A 23,609-nucleotide genomic window follows, 5' to 3' on the forward strand; every position below is an offset into this window, starting at 1 on the left:
AATTTCCTAATGAAGATGGAAAGCCTTATAAATCCTCTGGCCGAAGTATGGTTTTTAATGATGAACTCGACAAGGAAATTCCTGAGGGGTGGGAAGTTCTTCCTTTAAAAAAGTTAACTCATTATTCGAAAGAAAGAATAAATATTAAAGAGCTGAATCTGGAAAACTACATTTCAACAGAAAATATGTTACCGGAAAGAAAAGGGATAACCGCAGCTACTAATCTTCCCAATTCAAAGACAGTGACTAAATTTACTGTAGGAGACATATTAATCTCAAATATCCGTCCGTACTTAAAAAAAATCTGGAAAGCTAATTTTGCTGGGGGATGTTCAAATGATATTATCTGCTTTAAATTAAACGGTAGAATTAATCCAACCTTCCTTTATTATACTCTGGAACAAGATATCTTCTTTGATTATGTAATATCAGGAAGTAAAGGGACAAAAATGCCAAGAGGAGATAAGAATTGGATTATGAAATATCTGATTGCAATTCCTTTGAATGATGACCTTTTAAATCGGTTTGCGAGTAAAGCCAAAATTCTATCTCAGGAAATATTGATTAAACGTTCTGAAAATTTCAAGATGGAAAAAATTGAATCAATTGTCTTGTCAAAAATGGCGACCATAGAAGAATCAATATAATATTAGCTATGAGTAAAGGTAGTTTAAAAAATCAGGAAATTGAAGACTTTATAAATGTTCCATTTAATTCTCTATCACCTGTAAGTGATCCTGAAAAACATAAGTTTTACTGTGATTCCCTAGAATGGGCATTATTAAACAGGAAAGAGAAAGATATTAAGAATATCGCTCTCACAGGAACCTACGGCTCTGGGAAAAGCAGTATTTTAAAAACATTTCAGGAGACAACCACAAATGAAAATTTGAAATTTTTAAATATTTCATTAGCAACTTTTAAAGAGGTAGAAGACAAAAATGCATTCTCACGTAGAGAAATAACTAATGATGAGCTTAAACAAAATGTTGATTCCCTTTCAACTATCACAAATGGAACAACAGGGTCTCTGATGGGTACTAAAGACCAATTAAGATTAATAGAATTAAGTATTCTTCAACAAATCTTCTATCATGAAAAATATGATAACATACCAGATTCTCGGTTCAAAAAGATAAGGAGTTTAAAGCCCCAGGAAATTCAGGAGACCACTTGGTTGTTATTTGGACTTATCTTCATATTATTTACTTTTTTTAATTTTCACTATCTCCGATCCTTAATGAATCTGCCGGAACCTAAATTATGGTTCGCATATATCCTACAGGGTTTATTGGCCATTGGAGGAATGATACTTTGCTTTTATTTCCTAAGAGGTATAGTTGAGTTTTCTCAAAAATTTACAATTAGTAAATTAAATTTTCAGAATTTTGAAATTCAGGTTGCGGATAAAATAGACAAATCTATTTTAAATAATCATCTGGATGAAATATTATATTTTTTTGAAGTAACAGATTATAATGTTGTAATTATCGAGGATTTAGATCGTTTTGAGCAAACAGAGATTTTTACCAAACTTCGCGAAATAAATCTTTTAATAAATAATTCAAAATCGATTAATCGTACCGTAACCTTTATTTATGCTATTCGTGATGAAATGTTTAAGGATAAAGATCGTACAAAATTTTTCGACTTCATAATTCCGGTTATACCAGTTATCAACTACTCTAACTCCAATGAACAACTAACCCGAGCATTAGGAAAATTTGATTATTCTTTATCTACAGAATTGATAGATCAAGTTGCATTTTATGTAGATGATATGCGGCTTCTGTATAATACTGTAAACGAATTCCATATTTACTTTCAAAAATTTAAAGGTGAGAAATATCAAAATAAACTTTTCGCAATAATCGTATATAAAAATATTTATCCTGAAGATTTTGTTATGCTAGGGAAAAATCAAGGCCTATTATATAAAAACCTAGTAGAGAAAAAATCCGCTTGGATAAACGATACAATCCGAGAAATTAATGAGGAAATTTCAAGTTTAAAAAGTGAGCTGGCTAAGTTGGAAGAAGCATTACCTAAAAATATGGAAGAATTGAGACGAGTTTACCTTATGGAATATATAAAACGTGCAAACAGCTTAACATATTTTCGTATTGCAAATACCAATTATTCCGTTGAAAAAATGTTAGAAGAGGAAAACTTCGAAAAATTAAAAAGTGGCACAATTTATTATAGAGAGAACCAGTATAATAGACAATTTAACATTAAATTTTCTGATGTAGAATCATATGTGGATCCAAAAAAATTATATTCTGAAAGAAAAAGAGAAATTGAAAGCAAAAATTCTGGAAGAATTAAGGATATACATGAAAAATTAAATCAAAAAGAGGAAGAAAAAAGAAGAGTTAAAAGTGCTAAAATAAAATATCTTCTAAAGAATAAAAGAATCACTTTGTCTTCAAAACCTTCTAAGCAGGAACAATTAATTATTCTTTTGATTCGGAATGGTTACATAGCTGAAGATTACCTTAACTATATTTCTTACTTCTATCCAGGTAGCATAACAGAAAGAGATCACTGGTTCTTAATGAATGTAAGGAATGAATCTGAAAGCGAATTTAATTATAAGTTGGATGAAGTAGATAATGTGATAAAGAAAATAAGTGATTCAGAATTTGAGAAAAGCTATGTTCTTAATTATTCACTGTTGGGCCACCTTCTTGAGAGCCGTAAATTTGCTACCAAGAAAGAAATATTCTTCCGACAATTAGCAAATGAATCTGATATTTCTGTAAAATTCAATTATTCTTACATTAAAGAAGGCGGAAATTTACAATTATTCGTCAAAACTTTATGTGCAAATTGGACACATTTCTGGCGTTACATTGAAAAAGATAGCTCTCTTTCAGAAGATGAAAGGTCTAATTATCTTTCCCTTATTCTTAATAACGCTGAAATTGAAGATATAGAAAAAATAGCTTCTACCTCCCAATTAGAAGTAGTGTTAAATGAAAAATCAGATTTTTTTTCAGTAGTAAATGGTTCTAAGAGACAAATCGAAATCATAGATCATTTTGATCTAAAATTCAAATCATTAAAATGGGATGATTCCTCTAATAAAATAAGGGAGTACATCTATTCTATGAATAACTATGAAATCAATCCCTATATGTTGAGGATAATGATAAAGGAATTCGGTGAATACAGGGACAGTGATTTTAATCATAGTAATTATGCAGCCATTCAATCGTCTGGTTGTGATAGCTTAATTAATTATGTAGAAAAGAATATAGAGGAGTATGTCAATTCGGTTTATTTAAAACTAAAAGATAACTTCAAAGAAAAACAGGACTATCTACTTAAATTACTAAACAATCCAGACATCAAAAAGGCAAGTAAAGAAAACATAATCTCTCAAACCAAAACTCTATTGCCTTCCCTTTCTGAATTAGAAGAACTTAAAGAATTGAGTGATTTTTTACTTGAAAATTTAAAGATAGAACCTACCTGGAAAAATGTAATTTCTTACTATCAAGAAAAGGAGAATTCATTTTCGGAAACACTTACTGGTTTCCTAAATAATCCAAAAATTGCTAAATCTCTAGTAAAAAATTCTATTAAAACAGATAAGGAATTTCTAAGTTTCAGACGTGATTTCTTGTTAAACAATGAGATTCTCGATGAATTATATATTTCTTATTTAAAAGCCGTACCGCTTGCTTTTAAAGAATTAAGCTTTGAAAGTATATCCGTAAAAAAAGTAGAAGCATTAGTAGATGAGCATAAATTATGGTTCAATCAAGAGAATTATAACAAACTAAGAACAAATTTTGCCCCCCTACATCTTATCTTTATTATCCTGAATATTTCAGAGTTTTTCAAAATATATGCAGAAATTACTCTCTCAGAGCCTGATTTAGCGGAAATCCTCGGAAATTCTAGATTAGCTGATTCTCATAAGATAAGGTTAATTGAAAAATTCGAAACGGAAAACGCAATAACGAATAATAAAGCACTGACTCTAATTGGAAAAATGGTTTTGGAATATACAGAACTAAAATTGTCTGATTCATCCATTTCTTCAATTTTATTAAAATCCTTTTTAAAAACAAATGAGAAAATAAAGTTATTCCTTAATAATCCTACTTCTTTTGATAAGGAATTTATAACGTCTTTTTTAAATTCCTTAGGAGGGGACTATAAACATTTAAATGAAAAAGGACCAATGCCTTACTTTGAAAAATCTGACATCTTGATTAATTTCTTCCAGCTCTTAAAAAAGGAAGGTAAAATCTCTAAAATAAAAGAAAAACAGGATCTTATTCAAGTTACAACCTTTAGAAAATAAACCATGTTTATAAAATCCAATGATAATCTAACCGCTTTCCTATAGCACAAGACAAATACAACATGAATAAAAACGGCCTACAACATAACCTGGTAGAGGAGCTAAGCCAGCTTATAGAACAGGGAAAACATCAAATCGCGGTACAGGTAAACAGTACCATGACTTTGGTGTTTTGGGAAGTAGGCAAACGCATAAATGAGGAAATACTGCAAAATGAACGGGCAGATTATGGTAAAAACATTGTGACAACGGTGTCGTCACAATTGAAAAAGCGTTACGGGAATAGCTTTGGAACCCGAAATGTAAGGAGAATGATGCAATTTGCCGATATCTATCCCGATATTCAAATTGTAGATTCCCTATCAAGACAATTAAGCTGGTCGCATTTTGTGGAACTATTCCCAATAAAAAGCAAAGAAACCAGAAACTTTTATGCCCACCAGATAGCAGAAGAAGGCTGGAGTGTAAGGGAAACCCGGAAGCAAATAGAACGAAAAGCTTTTGAGCGCAAAGAAATTGCCAACAGTCAGTTGTCGCATTCCGGCACAGCCATGCAGCATAGTTTTAAAGACCCTTATTTCCTGGATTTTTTAGGATTAAAAGAAGGCTATCTTGAAAATGACCTGGAAGCCGCCATTTTGAAAGAACTGGAATATTTTATCCTGGAACTGGGGAAAGGATTTGCTTTTATCGAACGCCAAAAGCGAATGATTATAGACGGGGAAGATTTTTATCTGGACCTGCTTTTCTATCACAGGAAATTAAAACGACTGGTAGCCATCGAATTGAAAATAGGCAAATTTAAAGCGGCCTATAAGGGGCAAATGGAACTTTACCTTAAATGGCTTGATAAGTACGAAAAACAGAACGGGGAAGAATATCCCATCGGGTTAATATTATGTGCTGAAGCCAGTTCAGAACAAATAGAACTTTTAGAAATGGATAAAAACGGGATCATGGTCGCCGAATACTGGACAGAATTGCCACCGAAAAAAGAACTGGAACAAAAAATACATCATGCCCTGGTCGCAGCGCGGGAACGTATAGCACAGAAAAAATTACAATAAACCAGGCTGGAATGAGTAAAAAGTTTACCGAAGCACAACTGGAAAGTGTTTTTGCCACGCAGCTGGAGCAGGAAGGTTACAAGCATCAATTAGGAGGAACCATATCCCGACAGGAAGATGAAGTGCTCATTGAAAGTGATCTTCGGGAATTTCTCTTGGCAAAGCTTTAAAAGTCGGGCTTATACTACTACTACTACTACTACTACTCGATGAACACGGTTATCCGCCAGTGGAACGAGACGAGGTTTATGAAGAAATCTTTGAACAGGCGGAGAATTTTAAGAAGAATCGACCAGCTTAGAGGAACCCCTAAAATTTAAGGCCTGGCACTAACAGTGTAAATATTTAACCACTCAAATAGTAAAAATACCCTATAAAAAGTTTTTGAATTTGTATGACTTTGGCTTTCGATAAGACCATTTAGGGAATGGCTCATAAATTTTAAGTTTTTCCATTAACCTCTCCAGATTATTATATATGTATCCAAGATCTTCATTATCGTATAAATATTCTTCAATATCTGAATCCCAAAAAAAATCACGAAGAATCGCTATCTTTCTCAAAAATGGCATTCTTGATCCCCTTTCAAGATGTTCGAGTAAAACTAATTGACGGTGTAATTCAAGTAATTTGTCAATGACCTCTTTCCTGAATTCATCGTGAAATTGTACTTCTTTAAATGCTCCCTGCTCTTCCATAATTATTGAATATTTGGTGATTACTAAATATACTACATTGATTTAAATGGTGATATTTGAAAAAGAATACATAATTAAAATGCTTTATGCTTCAAAGTAACCCAACCAGGAAAGGGACAGGAATAGAATTATGGGGTGATTACGGTGACTTAACAAGCCTGTATGAAACCATTCACAAAATAGGAGAGAGGGTAAATGAATATAAAAAGGAAGAGAAGGGGAAATCAGATATAATAATGGGCTTTGCTTACGAGCTTCGTAAGGCCTTCCAGCATTCCAGGTTGAAAGAAAATTTTGTTTTTGATTCTGAGAATAAGGTTGAATATTTAGGCTTCAGATACCTATGGACAGGCTTACTTTATTTGATTTCTGTTCTTCGCTATAATGCAGGTTATGTAGTGTTGGATGCCCTGGATCAGGCAAACCTTTATATCCTGGAATATAATTGTAAAAAAGCCTTATTTGATTATGATCCGCAGGGCGCACAAAAAATTCAAAATTTCCTAGGTCAAGGAATTGATATACATAATGACCTGGTTTTTTTAGTGCTGCAGGCCATTAATATAGAATATTTAAGCAAGACCCCGGGAAAAAGAAGATTTCGGAGTATACCAGATTTGTTAATGGCTTATTCCCAATATTCGCCAGCATATAGAATGTGGAAGTCTGATATGGTAAGCAGGGCTAAGGAATTAAGCTGTAATATAGAAGAATTAAATTATCATGATTATCCTGAAATAGTTTGGTAATCGTTAAGTGAAAAAGCAGCTCTCAGACAGAATTGATTTTTGAAAATCTACAAAACTATCTAAAGCTGCTTTTAAAAACCTTAAACCGTCGCATAAGGAGACTGCAATCCAAAGTCCCATTTAAGGCTTATAAAATAAGTCTTATACCATCACCAGGGAAATGCCATCCGAGGCTGAATATAAGACTTAAAATATTATAATATTTACAAATTACTAAAATAAGCAATTCGGAATAGTAGTATGGGAAAGAAAAAGTTCCTGGCTTTGAACAAACGCAGGTAGTTATTTACCGTAGTGTGGGAGATATTCTGTGTGTAATAAGTAAATTGAGCCTTCCAAAGGATGTGATCCTTTTTTCTTACATTTCAAGTTGTGAGAAATAAGAAGATGAGCTTAAAGTAACTTAAGGTTGTAAATATCAGGTCAATTTTAATAGAAATTAATATGGAAGAAAATAGAAAAACGGTAGCAGAATTGACTATTTATTACAAGAAGCAGCGTTTGACCAGCCTGATTTTTGATAGTCAGCAGACTGCAGACAGATGCTTTGAAACTTTAAATATGCTATTTAACAAAAAAGGAGAAAAGGAATTTTCGTTTAGTGGAGAAATCAAGAAAGTATATTCGGGTAGTAGTCTTATTGAGGAACTCAAAAATTGGGAAGATGGGAAAATAGAGCCCAAAGGTACGCTTCTGGAAATGATAAAAATCCTGGATCGTTTAAATTAGAGTTAAAATAGAGGGTAATTCATTTTCATTATTTCGCTTATACTCAGAAGATTTTTATTTTCAAATAGCTTACATAATTAAATAGAAATTTTTTCATTTCCATCTAAGATTCAAAAAACTATCTTTGTAAAAAATATTCTTGAAGCGTTTTGCTTTGAGTCCGGCACTGAAACTTAGGAACTTTCGATAACAGCAGGACAACAAGTGAAGAACGCTCATGCTATTGCGTGGGCGCACTTATTGTTGTTAGGTTTCCTAAGACCTCAGTGCTGTAAGTTGCTGCCTGCGCTATTTTAAATCAGGCGGTATTAATCCATATTGATATGAAAGCAGCCGCCAAGCATTTTCCCGGATTTCAGTATTCAGCTTCAGAACTCCTCAAATACATTACCGTAGCAAAAGATTTTACCATCATGCTATCATCAGGAGAATTTATTAAATTTACTCCCATTGACGATTCTTTATTTGAAGATTGGCTCATTGCAAACAATGTTCAGAATATCAGAAAAGAAGAAGGCTGGATAACCGAATAACCAGCCTGAATACTTTACTTCCCTTTTCCTAACTCATTCAGCTTTTCATTGAGTTCAATCAGTCCGGCTTTTTCGAGATACTGACCGGCAATACTTTTCAATTCTTCCAGATTTTCTTCGGGCACATTGGATAAAAGTCCATTATTCTTCTCATCATCTTTAACGACCAATCCACGCTCAATTACATGGTTTAGTAATAGCACATTTTTACGTGAGATCCTCAAATCAATCTTCACTGTGTCATTCATACCAGGGATACTTAATATCGTATCATACACTTTGGCTACATCATTCGTTGTCAACATAATCACACGTTTTTAAATCATTCAACATCAGTAACAAAAATAGTAGGAGTTAAAGAAATCATCCTCATCAAAATATAGAGGAGATAATTTTTAGAGCTATGGAAAATAAATCAAACGCTCTCATTATTACTGGAGGTCCCGGAATGGGAAAGACTTCGGTGGTAGAACAACTTACAGTTATAGGATAACATTCCGTTGAAGAAACTGGTAGAAGCATTATTCACAAAGAACTTAAAACAGATGGAAATCGTTTACCGTGGCTTGACAAAAAAGGATTTGCAATGTCTATGTTTCAGCAATCCTTTGAAGATTTTCAAAATGTGTCGGAGAAGAGTGGATTAACATTTTTTGACCTTGGTATTCCAGATGTCATCGGATACCTAAAACCCTGCAAAATTTCCATTCCTGAAACAATATGGCAGGCAGCGAAAGAAAACCGATATTATATTAATGTTTTTATTACCTCACCTTGGAAAGCAATTTACGTAAATGATGCCGACAAAAAACAGACTTTTGAAGAAGCAGTTGCCACGTATCATAACATGAAAGAAAGCCATTCTTTCTTGGGGTATAAATTGATTGAACTGCCTGAAACCACAGTTTTAAAAAGAGCAAAATTTATTCTTGATTATCTTTTAACCTGCTGACTACCATCCTGTTCAAAATATAGAGAGGATGGGTGGAAGCCATACCACTTGTTTAACTTTACGTCCGTGAACTGAATAGTGAAGATGAAAATGTGTAGTTATGGATTTCAGGAAACAAAAACTTTCCATTGAGGAAGCTAAGGAAATGGATATGGTTCAGTACCTCTCCTTGTTAGGTCATGAACCTTCAAAAATCAGGAACAATGACTATTGGTATCGTTCTCCATTGCGGCAGGAAAAAACGCCCTCTTTCAAGGTTAATCGAAAACTGAACCGATGGTACGATCATGGTCTTGGTAAGGGAGGTAATATTATCGATTTTGGGATTCAATATTTTGATTGTTCCGTTGGAGAATTTCTAAAAAAATTAGATGGTGGTTTTTCTTTTCAAGAGCCCTTAAAAAGTATTCCCAAAAGAGAAGGTGAACCTGAGCATCAACTTAAAATTTTAAAAGAGATTGAGCTTAGTTCGTATGCATTGATTCGCTATTTGGAACGACGAAAAATTCCTGTGGAAATTGCAACCCAATATTGCCTGGAAGTACATTATAAACTGAATGCCAAAAGCTATTACGGAATCGGTTTTAAAAATGATTCCGGCGGATTTGAAATACGTAATCCTTACTTCAAAGCAAGCAGTTCTCCAAAGGACATTACTACTGTAAAAAATGGTTCTGATGAGGTGACAGTATTCGAGGGCTTTATGGATTTTCTTTCGTTCAAAAGTATCAGAGAAAATGAGGTAAATAATACTTCTGATTTTGTCATTTTAAATTCCCTTTCCCTGTATGAAAACGCACGCCCATTTTTGGAATCGCACAAGTCAATAAAGCTGTACCTGGACAATGATGCCGCCGGGCAAAAAGTTGCCAGAAAAGCATTGTCTATTGGAAATAAGTATCATGATAAAAGCAGGCTTTACCGAAACTACAAAGACCTTAATGACTGGCTTGTGCATATTGAGAAGCAGCAGAAGAAACGCTTAGGGAGTAAACTGTGATAGTATTTCTAAGCATTTTAGAAAACCTCACTATTTAGAGAATTGCCAAAATCCCTGAAAGTGAATAATAGGCATCCGGGAGACATTGGCAAAACGATGAGTTTGCAACGTTCCTGCAAACGGCAAGATGAACGGTTGTTAAACAACCGACATCTTGCTGCCTGTCACTCGGAACTCGTGGGCAGGGCGTATAGAATGAATTTTTGAGTTTGATAACGTGATAAAGGAGAAGGAGATGGAAGGAAAAAAATCAAACAGGACACGCATTGTCGGGCTGCGTTTAACACCCGATGAGTATGAAAAAATCGAAAAAAAATGGCAACACAGCACCTGCCGAAAACTAAGCGAATATGTTCGTCACAGCCTTTTTGAAAAGCCCATTGTAACCACATATCGCAACCAATCTGCCGATGATTTTATGGCAGAAATGGCTAAGCTCAGAAAAGAACTTAACCACCTGGGCAATAACTTTAATCAGGCGGTAAAAAAGCTCCATACGCTTCATGAAATTAAAGAATTTAAAAGCTGGCTGATTGCCTATGAAGTAGAAAAAAGAACCCTGTTCAATAAGGTGGATGAGATCAAAAATCACATCCAAAAAATGGCAGAAAAATGGTTGCAGTAATCAAAACAGGGCACTCCATTCACCGCATTTTAAACTACAATGAGAACAAAGTGAAGCAAGGCGTTGCGGAATGTATCGGGGCAGGAAATTATCCGGTTGACCCGGATAAAATGAGCTTTACCATGAAGTTGAACCGCTTTTTAAAACAGATGGAATTAAATGAAAAAACAAAACGGAATAGTGTCCATATTTCACTCAATTTTGATGTTTCAGAAAACCATTTGTCAAAGCAAAAACTGCTTGAAATAGCCGACAGTTATCTGGATAAAATTGGTTTTGGTGAGCAACCTTATCTGGTCTATCAACACCAGGATGCAGGGCATCCACACATCCATCTGGTAACTACCAATATCGAAGCCGATGGCAAACGAATTGACTTGCACCATTTAGGTATTCGTAAATCAGAACCCGCTCGTAAAGCATTGGAAAAAGAGTTTGGTTTGGTACATGCTGAATCCCAAAAGAAAGATGAAAATCATCAGTTAAAATCCATAGTTGTAGGCAAGGCAATGTATGGTAAATCACAAACCAAAATGGCTATCCAAAACATTCTGGAAAATGTGTTGAATCCATACAAATATACCAGTCTTCCGGAACTGAATGCAGTACTCAATCAATACAATGTAAAAGCAGAACGGGGAACAGAAAATTCAAAGGTGTACCAAACTGGCGGATTGCTATACCGGGTACTGGACGCCAATGGTAATCCGGTAGGGGTTCCTATCAAAGCCAGCCTGTTTTATAATAAACCTACCTTGAAATTCCTGGAACAGAAATTCAAAGAAAATGTGGCGAAACGAACACCTTTTAAAAGACTGATTAAAAATGCGGTGGATAAAGAATTGTTATCAAAAAAGGCATCCATTCCAGAACTAATATCTGCATTGGAAAAACAGGGTATTCATATCGTACTAAGGCAAAATGCTAATGGAATTTTATACGGAATCACGTATGTGGATCACCAAACCAAATGTGTTTTTAACGGAAGCGCTTTGGGCAAAGCCTATAGTGCAAAAGCCATTCAGGAAAGGTGTTTGACGGAAGGTGTTTCAGGGCAGGATTTGCTAAGGCATCCCGCCCCGAAACAAACCATTGGGTTACAGCCACAGACTACCGCTGCGGCAGAAACCAAAGAAGCTGATAAAGACTTTCAATCTGCTTCCATATCAACAAGAAAAGTAAATGTATTGGAGGTGTTGACCCAGGCAGAAAACACCTCAGATTACGTGTCCAATCAGCTTAAAAAGAAACGCAAAAAGAAGAAAAAAAGAAACCTGAATAATAACCAGTAAAAAAATAAAGCCATGGGAACGCACACCGGAGAAAATGAACAGGCACTGAGAAAGATACTGGATATGACCAGGCTTATCAGTATTACCATATTAATTATCCATTTCTATTATTACTGTTACAGTGCTTTTGAAATATGGGGTTGGCAAAGCACATTTGGCGACCGTATTCTAAGCAATATTTATAAGACGGGCTTGTTCAGCAATTTTTATAAATCAAAATTAATTGCGCTTGGTTTTTTGGGTATATCCCTTATAGGAGCCAAAGGGAAAAAGAATGAGAAATTAAACCACAGAACAGCTTTTGCTTACCTGATTACCGGATTGCTTATTTATTTTATCAGCTACCTGTGCATGAAGTTAAATACACCTGTAATTACGACTGCTATCCTGTATGTGGCACTTACAGGAATAGGCTTTCTTCTGGTATTGACGGGAGGCACCTTGCTTTCCCGAATTATTAGAGATAAAATTAATAACAAGGACATCTTTAATAAGGAAAACGAAACCTTTCCACAGGAAGAACGGCTGCTGGAAAATGAATATTCCATAAATCTTCCTGCCCAATACCAATTAAAAGACAAGCAACGGAAAAGTTGGGTCAATATCATTAATCCATTTCGGGCGATTATGGTATTGGGAACTCCCGGTTCCGGGAAATCCTACTTTGTGATACGTCATGTGATTACACAGCATATCCGCAAAGGGTTTACCATGTTTGTGTACGACTTTAAGTTTGATGACCTTTCCAAAATAGCGTATAACACCTGGCTAAACAACCAGCATCGATATACCAAGCCACCGGCATTTTATGTAATTAATTTCGATGACCTCACCCGTAGCCATCGATGCAATCCTTTGGAGCCTTCAGCGATGACCGATATTACCGATGCAGCAGAAAGTGCCCGTACTATTTTGATGGGATTGAATCGGGAATGGATTAAACGTCAGGGGGATTTCTTTGTGGAATCCCCAATTAACTTTCTAACTGCTATTATCTGGTATCTGAAAAAATATCAGGATGGAGAATTCTGCACCTTACCACATGTGATAGAATTGATGCAGGTAGATTATGATAGCCTGTTTACTTTGCTTCGTACCGAAAAGGAAATTGAAGTGCTTATCAATCCTTTTGTTAATGCGTACCTGAACGATGTCATGGAACAATTGGAAGGTCAGATAGCCTCAGCAAAAGTGGCAATGGCAAGGCTTTCATCTCCACAATTATACTATGTGTTATCAGGAAATGATTTCAATCTGGATATTAATAATCCGGATGATCCAAAGATTGTGTGTATGGGAAACAATCCGCAAAAAATACAGATTTACGGAGCGGTATTATCGCTCTATGTAAACAGGTTAATTAAGCTGGTGAACAAAAAAGGGAAGCTAAAGAGCAGTCTCATATTTGATGAGTTCCCGACTATCTATCTGAATAATATGGATAGCCTGATTGCCACTGCAAGGAGCAATATGGTTTCTACTTGTCTGGGTATTCAGGATTTTAGTCAGCTTCGTAAAGATTACGGACGTGAGCAGGCAGATGTCATTATGAATATTACAGGGAATATTGTTAGCGGTCAGGTTACGGGTGATACTGCCAAACAACTATCGGAACGTTTTGGGAAAATCATGCAGGACAGGGAAAGTTATTCCATTAACAGCGGGGATACTTCCATCAGCCGATCCAAACAATTGGAGGCAGCCATACCACCTTCCAAAATATCGGGGTTAAGCTCCGGTGAATTTGTGGGTATGGTAGCCGATAATCCAGATTGTAAGATTGACCTAAAAGCGTTCCATTGTGAGATCATTAATGACCATGACAGCCTTAAATGTGAGGAGCAAAATTATAAGGACATTGAAGTTATTCGAAAATTGGATTCGGGCATGGTACAGCGGAATTATTTTCAAATCAAACAGGATATTCAGGACATTATACAATCAGAAATGGAACGGCTGCTGAATGATCCGGGACTGAGCCATTTGGTGGTGAGGAAATAATAGCATATTCGTTTTTTTTCCTTGGATAAGAATGACTTTTTCTGTTGTTTTCAAAATTTGAAAAACTCTACAAAATAATTTTATTAAATATTGGATGTTTTTTATATATTTGTAGTGAATTTGAAATAAGCTACAAATTAAATGAAGGTAAAATTAGGAGATATTGCTCAATTACAGTTTGGTTTATACGTGAAGCCTAAAAGTATTGGTAATGCGGTGTATTTGCAGGCTAAGCATTTTGATGATTGGGGGAATCAAACGGATGAGGTTGACACTTTCGTTCAGATAGATCAAAAAAAGAAAGCTCACCTTCTTGAAGATGGAGATATTCTGTTGGTTGGAAAAGGAATGAGGAACTTTGCTTGGACTTATAATAAAGAATTCGGTCCAGCGATAGCATCTTCAATATTTTTTGTTATCAAGCCTGATGCTTTAAAAGTAATACCTGAATTTTTGACTACCCTATTTAATATGCCACAAACGCAGGCTTATTTCCAGACTCTTGGTGCAGGGAGTTCTATTCCTTCCATTCGTAAATCTGAATTGGAGGCTTTTGCAGTGAAGCTTCCTCCTTTGGAATTACAACAAAAAGCAATAGCTATTAAGTCCTTGCATTATAGAGATATGGAAATATCAAAACAGATTATTTTAGAAAAACAAAAAGTATATCAGGGTATAATAGGAAAAATCATTAATGGCGTTATGATTAATTAGATAATGAAAAAATTAAGTGAAATATTAAAAAGGCAAAAGGAATTAATGGGTATTGAGAATAGCTATGCTATTGAAATATCTTTTGACATCAATATCTTTTCGGAATTAATTCTTGAACATAAAACTTATCAAAAATTCCAGAAAACTCAGAATAGGTACACCTATCATCCTGAAGATAAAAATATTCCTGTTAAGGGACATTATCACATTTACCCAAGGAATAGCAAAAAAGAGATTTATGCCGTAAATACCGATGGCACAGCACATCACAAGAGTAATAGAGGTTTTGAGATTCCAAAAAAGGAAGCTATGGAATTAAAGAAACTTGGTGTGCAAATTCCCGATAACAGGATTCTCGAACATAAGGAAATATTCATTAACGAAAATATAGAATCATATACCTCTATATATATAATAATAAACGATTAGCATGAGTAAAAAACCAATTACACAAAACGAGATTAATAATATTGTTTGGAAGGCATGTGACACCTTTAGAGGGGTTATTGATCCATCCCAGTACAAGGACTATATCCTTACTATGCTTTTTGTGAAATATGTATCAGATGTATGGAAAGACAAAAAGAATTTTTATGCAGAAAAGTATAACGGTGATGAAATCAGAGTGCAAAGAGCTTTGAGAAATGAGCGTTTCCAGTTGCCCGATACCTGTACTTTCGACTATTTGTTTGAGAATAGGAATGCGGCAAATATTGGAGAATTGATCAACACTGCACTGGAAAGCATGGAGGATGCCAACCGAAGTAAACTGGAGCGTGTATTCCGAAATATTGACTTCAATTCAGAAGCAAATCTAGGTCAGACCAAAGATAGAAATAGAAGGCTTAAAAATCTATTGGTTGACTTTTCTGCGTTAGATCTACAGCCTTCCCATTTAGAGGATAATGACGTAATTGGAGATGCTTATGAATATCTAATTGAAAAATTTGCCAGTGATGCCGGAAAGAAAGCTGGGGAATTTTATACGCCTGCGCAAGTTTCAAAACTTTTAGCCAAACTACTCAATCCTCAGCCTGGTGATCGCATTATTGATCCGACATGTGGTTCAGGTTCTTTGTTGATTAAACTTGCTGAAGAGGTAGGGAATAAAAATTATTCACTTTATGGTCAGGAAATCAACGGTAGCACTTGGGCTCTTGCTCGTATGAATATGTTTTTGCACGAGATAGATGATGCTACTATTGAATGGGGTGACACTTTAAACAATCCTAAGTTGCTGGAAGAAGATAGCCTGCTTAAAGGGAATATAGTAGGGGCAAATCCTCCGTTTTCATTAGACAAGTGGGGAGCTGACAACGCTATTTCTGATCAGTTCAACAGATTCCATAGGGGAACTCCTCCAAAGAGCAAGGGAGATTATGCTTTTGTTTCTCACATGATAGAGTCTACGTATCATGACACAGGTCGCGTTGGTGTTATTCTGCCTCATGGGGTGCTTTTCAGGGGAAGCAGTGAAAGTAAAATAAGAAAGCAGCTAATTGAAGAAAACTTGTTGGAAGCAGTGATTGGCTTACCTGCCAACCTCTTTTATGGAACGAGTATTCCTGCTGCTATTCTAATTTTTAATAGAGCCAAAGAGAAGAATAAAGATATCCTCTTTGTTGATGCTAGTGAGGGGTATGAATCCAGTACCAATCAGAACCGATTGCGTGATGCGGACATTGATAAAGTTGTCAACTCTTATCGTGCATTTCAGAAAGCCGCTCCCTTGGACAAGGAAGAAGGCAAAGTATTAGAAGAAAAATATGCCTATCGTGCCACAATTCAGGAAGTAGAAGAAAACGGGTACAATCTCAATATTCCACGCTATGTAGACACATTCGAGGAGGATGAGGAGATTGACGTTTCAGCTACGCAAGACAATATCATTGAATTGAAAAAGGAGCTTTCGGATGTTGAAAAACAAATGGATGTATACTTAAAAGAACTTGGATTTTAATGAAGAGCCTCGATATAAACATACTACCAGATACCTGGGATGTAAGAAAGCTAAGTGAAATTACAACAGCTAAAAACTCTTCAATCTCCATGGGAGAAATAGAAGGAGGCAGTGGCTCATTTCCCATTTATGGTGCAAGCGGGATAATTACAACAATCAATACTTACGCAAGTGATGAAGAGTATGTTGGTATAATAAAGGATGGTGCAGGAGTTGGCAGGGTATTAAAATGCGAGCCAAAATCTTCTTTATTAGGGACCCTCACGTATATTTTCCCAAGTGGGAACTGTGACATAGACTATTTATTCTATTCACTTCAAGCTGTTCATTTCAATAAATTCATAATTGGAAGTACAATACCGCATATTTACTACCGAGATTATTCGATGGTTAAAATTCCATTCCCTCCAATAAAGGAGCAGCGTGAGATTGCAATTGTTCTTGTAACTATTGATCGCGCAATTTCAAAATCATCAAGCCTTCTTCTTCTGTCGGAAAAGAGAAAAACAGGATTAAAACAGCAACTTCTCACTGGAAGGAAGCGATTTAAAGAATTTGTCAAAAGTAAAAAATCACTTAAGACTAAATTAGGTGATTTACCAGAAGACTGGGAATTAAAACACATTTCGGACATAGTTCATCGAGTTAAGAAACGATTCACGCCTGATCTTGAAACACCCTATCGTGAAATTGGCATTCGCTCACACTGTAAAGGAATTTTTCATAAAGAAGAAGTTAGCGGAGCTAGCCTTGGTAATAAATCAGTTTTCTGGATTCAACCGGACTGTTTTGTAGTTAATATAGTTTTTGCATGGGAACACGCTATCGCTAAAACCACAGAAGCGGAGGTAGGTATGATCGCCTCTCACCGTTTCCCAATGTACAAGCCCAAGAAAGAAATTCTTGATCTGGACTACCTGCTTTATTTTTTCAAAACCGCCAGAGGTAAGCACCTTTTAGGCTTAGCCTCTCCTGGTGGAGCTGGAAGAAACAAAACCTTGGGGCAGTCAGAATTTGCCAAACTAAAAATACCTGTACCCTCTTTAGAAGAACAAAAGAAGATTGTAGCCGTCCTTTCGGAAGCGGACAAGGAAATAGAACTATTGCAGCAACAAATAGATGTACTAAAAGAGCAAAAGAAGGGTTTGATGCAAAAGCTTTTAACTGGTGAAGTGAGGGTTAAAATTGATTGATATGAGTGATGTAAACGAAATAGCTACCGAACAATCAGAAACATTGGTTTCTGAAATAAAGCATTTTGCTAATGAGCTACCCTATTGGGGACGGTTTTTAGTTGCCAAAATTTTTGAGAATCAGGATATTGATGATACGGTAATTGATTCAGCATACGAATTGCTTTTGGAAGATTTAGGCATTAAGGAAAGTCAAGAGCATGAAGATATTACCTTTGAAGATCCTGACTTTACAGAGGGTTCTTATGGCACTCAGGTTGTTTTTGAAAAACTAGAGAATATTGAAGGGGTAAACGCATTGAGTGAACGGCAACAATTGTTGTTTGATAATAAGTTTACCTTGATTTTTGGAGCCAACGGAGCAGGTAAATCGGGCTATGTGAGATTACTAAAACAAGTATTTCATTCTCGCTCAAAAGAAACTATACAACCTAATATTAATGAAGATACCCCCAAGAATGTAAAAGCAAGCTTTTCGTTCAAAAAGGATGGTACTTCATTGCCATTATCCTATCCAACGGATGAAGCGAATAGTATTTTTGAACAATTTGCTGTATTTGATGGAGATAGTGCCCAAAAGTATCTCAAAGAGAAGAATCAGTTTACTTTTAGACCATCGGGGTTAAATTTCTTTGGTAAATACAATACTGCTATCAATCAACTGGAGGCAAAGCTAAAGGAACAGATTGAGCAAAAAGATACCGATAATAACCTAGAGGCTCTATTTGAAGGTGAATCGGATATTAAATCATTTGTACAAGGTGTTTCTAAAAGCACAACTGAAGAACAAGTTGCTCAATACACTCCTTTTTCAGAGGTCGACAAACAAAAGCAAGAACAGGTTGAGAAAGAACATGATGAGTTAAGCGTTAAGGTTAATTCTAGTAAGAAGGAAATTGAAGCTCTCGAAAAACTTAAGGCTCTCATTCAGCCTAAAATAAGTGAGATAACTGCCTTAAATGCTCATTTTACAACGGAAAAAATGGATGAGTACAACAAGCTTATTACAGGCCTAAACGCATTTGAAACACAAGCAATAAGTGAAGGTATAAGTAATTTCAGTACGGATAAATTAAAAGAGGTCGGCTCAACCGAATGGAAATCGTTCATTACCTCTGCGGATACCTTTGCCAAAAAGCAAAACCCGGATTACCCTGCAAATGATGAAACTTGTTTGCTGTGCCATCAACCATTGGATGAGAACGCAAAAGATTTGATTTCCAAGTATTGGACATTCATAAAAAGCGAAGCGGAGCAAAATTTGAACACGCATATTCAAACATTAACTTCTAAAATTAATCTACTTAAAGATCTAAGTTTTGACCTGCTAAAAGAAGATAGTGTATTGGGTGAATGGATAAAAACTAATCATGAATCTACCTTTATTATAATCACAACTCAGTTGGGCGTGTTAAAAACATTGTGCGGAACAATCACTTCTGCCCTTGACAAACGAGAAACATTCCAAGCTACATCTATTGAGGTTAAAACAGATCAATTAACAGCTTTAGAAAACGGCATTACAACGACTATTAGGCAGCTTAAAAGTGATGAATTACTTACTAAGCTTACCGACTTGAAAAAGGAAAAAACATTCCTGCTCCACAAGCAGAAATACAATCAGCATTTATCGAAAGTAAAAGACTTAGTAGCAAACCTTAAATGGGTTGACAAGGCAAATAAAGTCAAGTATCAGAAACGAAAAGTTACTGATACCGAGAAACTGCTTTCAAATAAGTACTTCAATGATGAGTATGTGCTGGCTTTTAATGAAATCTGTGAAGAGTTAAATGGAAATTTTGGTATTACCATCAATCATACTGGTTCGGGAGGTACATCATTCAGACAATTAGAATTAAAAGGCAATTCTCCTTCTACGATATTAAGCGAAGGCGAACAAAAGGTGATTGCTATTGCAGATTTTTTGGCTGAAATGAAAATGTCAGAAATTAATCAGGGTTTAATCTTTGACGATCCAGTAAACTCATTGGATGATGATAGAAAAGAGATAATAGCCAAGCGTATTGCCAAAGAAAGCACCACAAAACAAGTAATTATCTTTACGCACGACAAGCCCTTCTTTCATCATGTAAGCAATGCTGTTGAGCAATTGGAATTGAGTTTTAAAAACCACATGATAGAGAGCATCGGTAAGGTGTATCTTGATAACTCTCCTAGAATTGAGGCGAAATACAAGAATACAGAAATACCAACTGGTTATTTAAGGAAGAGCCGAGCAGCAGCACCGGAAGAACGTTCTTTGATTCTAGCCCATGGTTTTGCCTCTTTGGCAACCTGTTACGAGTATTTTGTTAAAAACAATATGCTAAGAAGCATCATAAGTCCTTTTGACAAGCATATAAAACTATCTAAAATCAAGGAAATTAAGTTAGATAATGATTTTTCTGAGAAGTTCGTGCAATACTATGGTAATGTATGTGACTTGAAGGAAGGACATCTTCCATCTGATAGTTATAGTAATCTAGAAATTAACTCAGACCTTTTAGACGAGGAAATTAACAAGTTGAATCAGCTAAAAGAAGAATATAAAAACATTTAAATATATGCAGTTAAATTACTTCCCCATACGGTTTGATTTTTCAGATTACCAGATAATAACGGAGACATATTCTGATGAACGATTGCAAGAATTGAGGCAAAATTATAATAGTTCTTACTCATTTTTTAGGGATGGTAATTTGATTGTTATTTCAAATAAAGATGATGAGAAAAGCCTGCTTAGCGGTAAGGTAGAAAAGCGATCGGTATTTGGTGATGCCAAAGTAACCGCATCATTGGTAAAGCACATTTTTTTTAGAACGTTTAAAGATAGGTTTCAAGGCTTTATACCGGTAGATTTTTATCCTTTTAGGTTTTATTCACGCCAAGATAAAGACGATTTAATTTTAAATTTTCTACCAGAAAGATTAAAACATAAAATTGCGTTTAAGAAACTTATCGAGGTACAACTCCGAGATACAAATATTAATGACTCTAAAGGTTTTGCTTTTTTAGTTAACATTCGTAGAAACTGGGTATTTAATATTTCATGTTTGGAACTATCTCGGGAAGGCTTTGATTTGATTGATTTTGAAGTATTACATACTGAAACGCTTCCGGGATTAGATAATATACTTGCTCCAAACGAAGATTTTGTAGGTGTAATAAAATCGATTAGTGGCAATATAGCGATAGTTTCCACAAATGATGGTGACGAGAGTTATCCACTGAACGAACTCTTTATTCGTAAAACGAGGAGAAATATTCAAGCCTATTTAAACTTTGCTATTAATCAGCAAAAATGTGATCAAATATTAGAGGCTGTAAAACAAGAACGTATTAAAAAGCAAAATCCTGTTAGCCAGCTTGCTGAAATAAATAAGATTGCAAAGCACCTTTTTTCGGGTGGTGATAATCCAATTTTGTTTCAAAACCGAGATGGATTTTGTTTTAAAGTAGATACATCGCCATTGCAAGTTCAAAATAGCATGAATTTGCAAACACCAACATTTATCTATGATCATGCTGGCACAAAAAAGAATAATATAAATGCCGATATGGGACTGTCAAATTATGGACCTTATGACAGCATTAGTTTTGATATAAAAAATCCAAGAATAATAAGTATTTGTCATAGAGCCAAGAGAGGTGATTTCACAAGATTCTTGTCTCATTTAAAGGATGGTATAGCAAACTCCCGATACTTCCAAAAAGGATTACTTAAAAAATATGAGCTTCAAGATATTAATTTTGATATACAAGAAATTTCTGATTATGGCTTAAAGGACTATTTAAGTGTAATAAGTAATTATGATAATGAGAAGCCACATCTTGCTATAATCGAGATACCTGATAGATTTAAAGCTCTTTCAGATAGAGACAATCCATATTATAAGATTAAGGCGAAACTACTTTCTTTAGAAATACCGGTACAGTTTGTAAGATCATCTACCATATCTAACTATACGGAATATATATTAAACCCATTAGCTCTTCAGATTTATGCAAAGTTAGGAGGAACACCGTGGGTATTGCCCGCCCAAAGGTCGGTGGACAGAGAAATTGTAATAGGGATAGGACATAGTTGGCTGAGAAGTACAATATACAAGGGAGCTGAAAGTAGTCGTGTAGTGGGAATTACCACCTTTATGTCGAGTGACGGACAATATCTTTTAGGAGACAAGGTAAAAGATGTTCCGTACGAAAGTTATTTTGAAGAATTGCTCAAAAGCCTTAAAAGTTCTATTGGCCGTCTTTCAGATGAATATGCATGGCAAGAAGGAGATACTGTAAGATTGATTTTTCACATATTTAAACCGATTAAAAATGTGGAGTTTGGAGTTATTAGCCAGCTAGTTAAAGAGATTGGACAGTTTAATATCAAGTTTGCTTTCGTAACAATAAGCAAAAGCCATCCAAGCATTTTATTCGATACTAGTCAACAAGGAGAATCAAAATATGGATCGCATCAAATTATAGGAAAGTATATTCCAAAGCGAGGAAGTAATGTCTTTATAGATGATGAAACCTGTTTAGTACAGATGCTTGGAGCAAGGGAACTAAAAACGGCTAAGCATGGCATGAGCACCCCTATACAAATTAAAATAAGAAAGCCTCAAGGAAATTATGATGATCCCGAATTAAAAGACTTGATGTTTTATGATTTGAATTATATCACCCAGCAGATTTATTCATTCACCTATTTATCCTGGAGAGGTTTTTTACCAAGAGAAGAACCTGCGACTATGCTGTATTCTAATCTTATTTCAAGGCTACTTGGAAAAATGAGACATATACCAGAATGGGATGCTGATAAATTGAACTATACCTTAAAGCGAAAAAAATGGTTTTTATAGAAGAAAAGCATAGTTATTTGAGCAGTCTAGCCAAACAACCTAAGCAAGCTGCTTTGGTTGCCTTGGTTACCGATGAGGTATTTCAATTACCTCAAGGTAGCTTTTCAGAACCTGATACAATTTATTACTCGTCTATTCAGGCTATTAAAAAGAATTCAAAAGAAAGTTTTGAGTCTCAATATGCCAAAATATCAAAACGTAAAGTTTCTGAGAACTCTGTTGCTCCTTTTATACATGACGATTTCCTGATTTTTACATTGGTTATAGGGGTGCTGAAATTTGAATGTGATAAAGAATGGCTTTTGGGTGTCATCCGAAACCGAGCTAGAGGTAAGGTTACAACGAGTTTTGAAAATTTATTGATTGGTAATTATCTAAGCAAAGCCAACAATCAGTCTATGGTTTTGGTGTTTCTCTTTTTACTGGATAAACCAAAAATAACCAATGACCAATTGAATGAAGCGTATAATACAATGAGCAACACCAAAGAATCATTTAACAGCGACTTCATACGTATCGTGTATTACCGTGCATTTGATATTATTATCCAATTTAAGTTGCCAAGAGATGCTGATGAAGTATCTCGTTTATTAGAATTTGAGAGTCGTTTTAAAAAGCGAATCAATATTTTTTCAATTGCAGTATACAACCTTTTTATTATTGGGATTCTTTGTGGAGCATATAAAGCCTTTCAATTGTTACCTGAAGACAAAAAGCTATTTGTGAACGACTTGAATCTAATCTTAGGATTAGGTGCAGTTATAGGTTTGTCAGGAAACTTTATTCCTAAATTAAAAATCAAGTTTCAAGAAATGATATTAAGAGCCTTTGGCTACCAAAATACAAAGTAATTATGGGAATATTCTTATCTGAAATAAAATTCACTACTATATTTCAATGCTGAGACTGAATAAAAGTGTGA

21 protein-coding genes and 1 pseudogene are annotated in these 23,609 nt (G+C 35.2%); 20 read left to right on the forward strand and 2 right to left on the reverse strand.

Annotation, left to right across the window (positions count from 1 at the left end; translation table 11 throughout):
* The first annotated feature begins 47 nt into the window (after positions 1–47).
* The 5 genes from RM553_RS02020 to RM553_RS02040 all read left to right on the forward strand — a co-directional run bounded on the left by RM553_RS02020 (position 48) and on the right by RM553_RS02040 (position 5,686).
* Positions 48–647: a restriction endonuclease subunit S domain-containing protein gene (locus RM553_RS02020; protein WP_311533306.1), complete on the forward strand. Its 600-nt coding sequence runs from the start codon at positions 48–50 to the stop codon at positions 645–647.
* Between the two features lie 8 nt (positions 648–655).
* A complete protein-coding gene (locus RM553_RS02025; RefSeq protein ID WP_311533307.1) occupies positions 656–4,318 on the forward strand; it encodes a YobI family P-loop NTPase in 3,663 nt (1,220 codons plus the stop codon).
* 62 nt (positions 4,319–4,380) lie between these two features.
* Positions 4,381–5,385 (forward strand): PDDEXK nuclease domain-containing protein, encoded by a 1,005-nt coding sequence (locus tag RM553_RS02030; protein ID WP_311533308.1) that lies wholly within the window; start codon positions 4,381–4,383, stop codon positions 5,383–5,385.
* Between the two features lie 11 nt (positions 5,386–5,396).
* A complete protein-coding gene (locus tag RM553_RS02035; protein ID WP_311533309.1) occupies positions 5,397–5,555 on the forward strand; it encodes a hypothetical protein in 159 nt (52 codons plus the stop codon).
* Positions 5,556–5,566: 11 nt separating this feature from the next.
* Entirely contained in the window at positions 5,567–5,686 is a 120-nt protein-coding gene (locus RM553_RS02040; RefSeq protein ID WP_311533422.1) for a type I restriction enzyme endonuclease domain-containing protein, read from the forward strand.
* Between the two features lie 70 nt (positions 5,687–5,756).
* Here RM553_RS02040 and RM553_RS02045 read toward each other — a convergent pair whose 3' ends face one another.
* On the reverse strand, positions 5,757–6,083 hold the full coding sequence (locus RM553_RS02045) for a hypothetical protein (protein ID WP_311533310.1): 327 nt from the start codon (positions 6,081–6,083) through the stop codon (positions 5,757–5,759).
* A gap of 86 nt (positions 6,084–6,169) precedes the next feature.
* Here RM553_RS02045 and RM553_RS02050 point away from each other — a divergent pair, with 86 nt between their 5' ends.
* The 3 genes from RM553_RS02050 (at position 6,170) to RM553_RS02060 (ending at position 8,094) form a co-directional block, all read left to right on the forward strand.
* Positions 6,170–6,832, forward strand: a complete 663-nt coding sequence (locus RM553_RS02050) for a DUF6904 family protein (RefSeq protein ID WP_311533311.1) — start codon at positions 6,170–6,172, stop codon at positions 6,830–6,832.
* 444 nt (positions 6,833–7,276) lie between these two features.
* On the forward strand, positions 7,277–7,561 hold the full coding sequence (locus tag RM553_RS02055) for a hypothetical protein (RefSeq protein WP_311533312.1): 285 nt from the start codon (positions 7,277–7,279) through the stop codon (positions 7,559–7,561).
* Positions 7,562–7,884: 323 nt separating this feature from the next.
* Entirely contained in the window at positions 7,885–8,094 is a 210-nt protein-coding gene (locus RM553_RS02060) for a hypothetical protein (RefSeq protein WP_311533313.1), read from the forward strand.
* A 14-nt stretch (positions 8,095–8,108) separates the two neighbouring features.
* Here RM553_RS02060 and RM553_RS02065 read toward each other — a convergent pair whose 3' ends face one another.
* Positions 8,109–8,399, reverse strand: a complete 291-nt coding sequence (locus tag RM553_RS02065; protein WP_311533314.1) for a hypothetical protein — start codon at positions 8,397–8,399, stop codon at positions 8,109–8,111.
* A gap of 206 nt (positions 8,400–8,605) precedes the next feature.
* Between RM553_RS02065 and RM553_RS02070 the strand changes: the two are divergent.
* The 12 genes and pseudogenes from RM553_RS02070 to RM553_RS02125 all read left to right on the forward strand — a co-directional run.
* Positions 8,606–9,046, forward strand: a pseudogene (locus tag RM553_RS02070) (AAA family ATPase); the annotation flags it as partial.
* 100 nt (positions 9,047–9,146) lie between these two features.
* The gene (locus RM553_RS02075; RefSeq protein WP_311533315.1) at positions 9,147–10,046 is read left to right on the forward strand and encodes a DUF8464 domain-containing protein; all 900 of its coding nucleotides are present in this window, start codon (positions 9,147–9,149) and stop codon (positions 10,044–10,046) included.
* Positions 10,047–10,281: 235 nt separating this feature from the next.
* Complete coding sequence (locus tag RM553_RS02080; RefSeq protein ID WP_311533316.1) at positions 10,282–10,671, forward strand: plasmid mobilization protein; 390 nt, start codon at positions 10,282–10,284, stop codon at positions 10,669–10,671.
* A complete protein-coding gene (locus tag RM553_RS02085) occupies positions 10,659–11,963 on the forward strand; it encodes a relaxase/mobilization nuclease domain-containing protein (RefSeq protein ID WP_311533317.1) in 1,305 nt (434 codons plus the stop codon). Before RM553_RS02080 ends, RM553_RS02085 begins: the two co-directional genes overlap by 13 nt.
* A gap of 12 nt (positions 11,964–11,975) precedes the next feature.
* Complete coding sequence (mobC, locus tag RM553_RS02090; protein ID WP_311533318.1) at positions 11,976–13,964, forward strand: conjugal transfer protein MobC; 1,989 nt, start codon at positions 11,976–11,978, stop codon at positions 13,962–13,964.
* Between the two features lie 141 nt (positions 13,965–14,105).
* Entirely contained in the window at positions 14,106–14,678 is a 573-nt protein-coding gene (locus tag RM553_RS02095) for a restriction endonuclease subunit S (protein ID WP_311533319.1), read from the forward strand.
* A 3-nt stretch (positions 14,679–14,681) separates the two neighbouring features.
* Positions 14,682–15,107: a hypothetical protein gene (locus tag RM553_RS02100; protein WP_311533320.1), complete on the forward strand. Its 426-nt coding sequence runs from the start codon at positions 14,682–14,684 to the stop codon at positions 15,105–15,107.
* A 1-nt stretch (position 15,108) separates the two neighbouring features.
* A complete protein-coding gene (locus tag RM553_RS02105; protein ID WP_311533321.1) occupies positions 15,109–16,638 on the forward strand; it encodes a type I restriction-modification system subunit M in 1,530 nt (509 codons plus the stop codon).
* A complete protein-coding gene (locus RM553_RS02110; protein WP_311533322.1) occupies positions 16,638–17,831 on the forward strand; it encodes a restriction endonuclease subunit S in 1,194 nt (397 codons plus the stop codon). Before RM553_RS02105 ends, RM553_RS02110 begins: the two co-directional genes overlap by 1 nt.
* Before the next feature lies 1 nt (position 17,832).
* On the forward strand, positions 17,833–20,391 hold the full coding sequence (locus RM553_RS02115) for an AAA family ATPase (protein ID WP_311533323.1): 2,559 nt from the start codon (positions 17,833–17,835) through the stop codon (positions 20,389–20,391).
* Positions 20,392–20,395: 4 nt separating this feature from the next.
* Positions 20,396–22,687 carry a Piwi domain-containing protein gene (locus RM553_RS02120; protein ID WP_311533324.1) on the forward strand — a complete coding sequence of 764 codons (2,292 nt, stop codon included), beginning with the start codon at positions 20,396–20,398 and terminating at the stop codon, positions 22,685–22,687.
* Positions 22,675–23,538, forward strand: coding sequence for a hypothetical protein (locus RM553_RS02125; protein ID WP_311533325.1), 864 nt, complete (start codon positions 22,675–22,677; stop codon positions 23,536–23,538). Before RM553_RS02120 ends, RM553_RS02125 begins: the two co-directional genes overlap by 13 nt.
* Positions 23,539–23,609: the final 71 nt, after the last annotated feature.

Source organism: Autumnicola tepida, assembly GCF_031846485.1.
In the GTDB taxonomy this organism is placed as follows: Bacteria; Bacteroidota; Bacteroidia; order Flavobacteriales; family Flavobacteriaceae; genus Autumnicola; species Autumnicola tepida.

What these genes read in the sequence shown, in the direction of transcription:
- RM553_RS02085 (WP_311533317.1), top strand. Translation starts at nt 10,659, where the DNA reads ATGGTTGCAGTAATCAAAACAGGGCACTCCATTCACCGCATTTTAAAC.
- RM553_RS02105 (WP_311533321.1), top strand. Translation starts at nt 15,109, where the DNA reads ATGAGTAAAAAACCAATTACACAAAACGAGATTAATAATATTGTTTGG.
- RM553_RS02050 (WP_311533311.1), top strand. Translation starts at nt 6,170, where the DNA reads ATGCTTCAAAGTAACCCAACCAGGAAAGGGACAGGAATAGAATTATGG.
- RM553_RS02055 (WP_311533312.1), top strand. Translation starts at nt 7,277, where the DNA reads ATGGAAGAAAATAGAAAAACGGTAGCAGAATTGACTATTTATTACAAG.
- RM553_RS02080 (WP_311533316.1), top strand. Translation starts at nt 10,282, where the DNA reads ATGGAAGGAAAAAAATCAAACAGGACACGCATTGTCGGGCTGCGTTTA.
- RM553_RS02020 (WP_311533306.1), top strand. Translation starts at nt 48, where the DNA reads ATGGTTTTTAATGATGAACTCGACAAGGAAATTCCTGAGGGGTGGGAA.
- RM553_RS02120 (WP_311533324.1), top strand. Translation starts at nt 20,396, where the DNA reads ATGCAGTTAAATTACTTCCCCATACGGTTTGATTTTTCAGATTACCAG.
- mobC (WP_311533318.1), top strand. Translation starts at nt 11,976, where the DNA reads ATGGGAACGCACACCGGAGAAAATGAACAGGCACTGAGAAAGATACTG.
- RM553_RS02035 (WP_311533309.1), top strand. Translation starts at nt 5,397, where the DNA reads ATGAGTAAAAAGTTTACCGAAGCACAACTGGAAAGTGTTTTTGCCACG.
- RM553_RS02110 (WP_311533322.1), top strand. Translation starts at nt 16,638, where the DNA reads ATGAAGAGCCTCGATATAAACATACTACCAGATACCTGGGATGTAAGA.
- RM553_RS02115 (WP_311533323.1), top strand. Translation starts at nt 17,833, where the DNA reads ATGAGTGATGTAAACGAAATAGCTACCGAACAATCAGAAACATTGGTT.
- RM553_RS02125 (WP_311533325.1), top strand. Translation starts at nt 22,675, where the DNA reads ATGGTTTTTATAGAAGAAAAGCATAGTTATTTGAGCAGTCTAGCCAAA.
- RM553_RS02025 (WP_311533307.1), top strand. Translation starts at nt 656, where the DNA reads ATGAGTAAAGGTAGTTTAAAAAATCAGGAAATTGAAGACTTTATAAAT.
- RM553_RS02095 (WP_311533319.1), top strand. Translation starts at nt 14,106, where the DNA reads ATGAAGGTAAAATTAGGAGATATTGCTCAATTACAGTTTGGTTTATAC.
- RM553_RS02100 (WP_311533320.1), top strand. Translation starts at nt 14,682, where the DNA reads ATGAAAAAATTAAGTGAAATATTAAAAAGGCAAAAGGAATTAATGGGT.
- RM553_RS02075 (WP_311533315.1), top strand. Translation starts at nt 9,147, where the DNA reads ATGGATTTCAGGAAACAAAAACTTTCCATTGAGGAAGCTAAGGAAATG.
- RM553_RS02030 (WP_311533308.1), top strand. Translation starts at nt 4,381, where the DNA reads ATGAATAAAAACGGCCTACAACATAACCTGGTAGAGGAGCTAAGCCAG.
- RM553_RS02045 (WP_311533310.1), bottom strand. Translation starts at nt 6,083, where the DNA reads ATGGAAGAGCAGGGAGCATTTAAAGAAGTACAATTTCACGATGAATTC.
- RM553_RS02065 (WP_311533314.1), bottom strand. Translation starts at nt 8,399, where the DNA reads ATGTTGACAACGAATGATGTAGCCAAAGTGTATGATACGATATTAAGT.
- RM553_RS02060 (WP_311533313.1), top strand. Translation starts at nt 7,885, where the DNA reads ATGAAAGCAGCCGCCAAGCATTTTCCCGGATTTCAGTATTCAGCTTCA.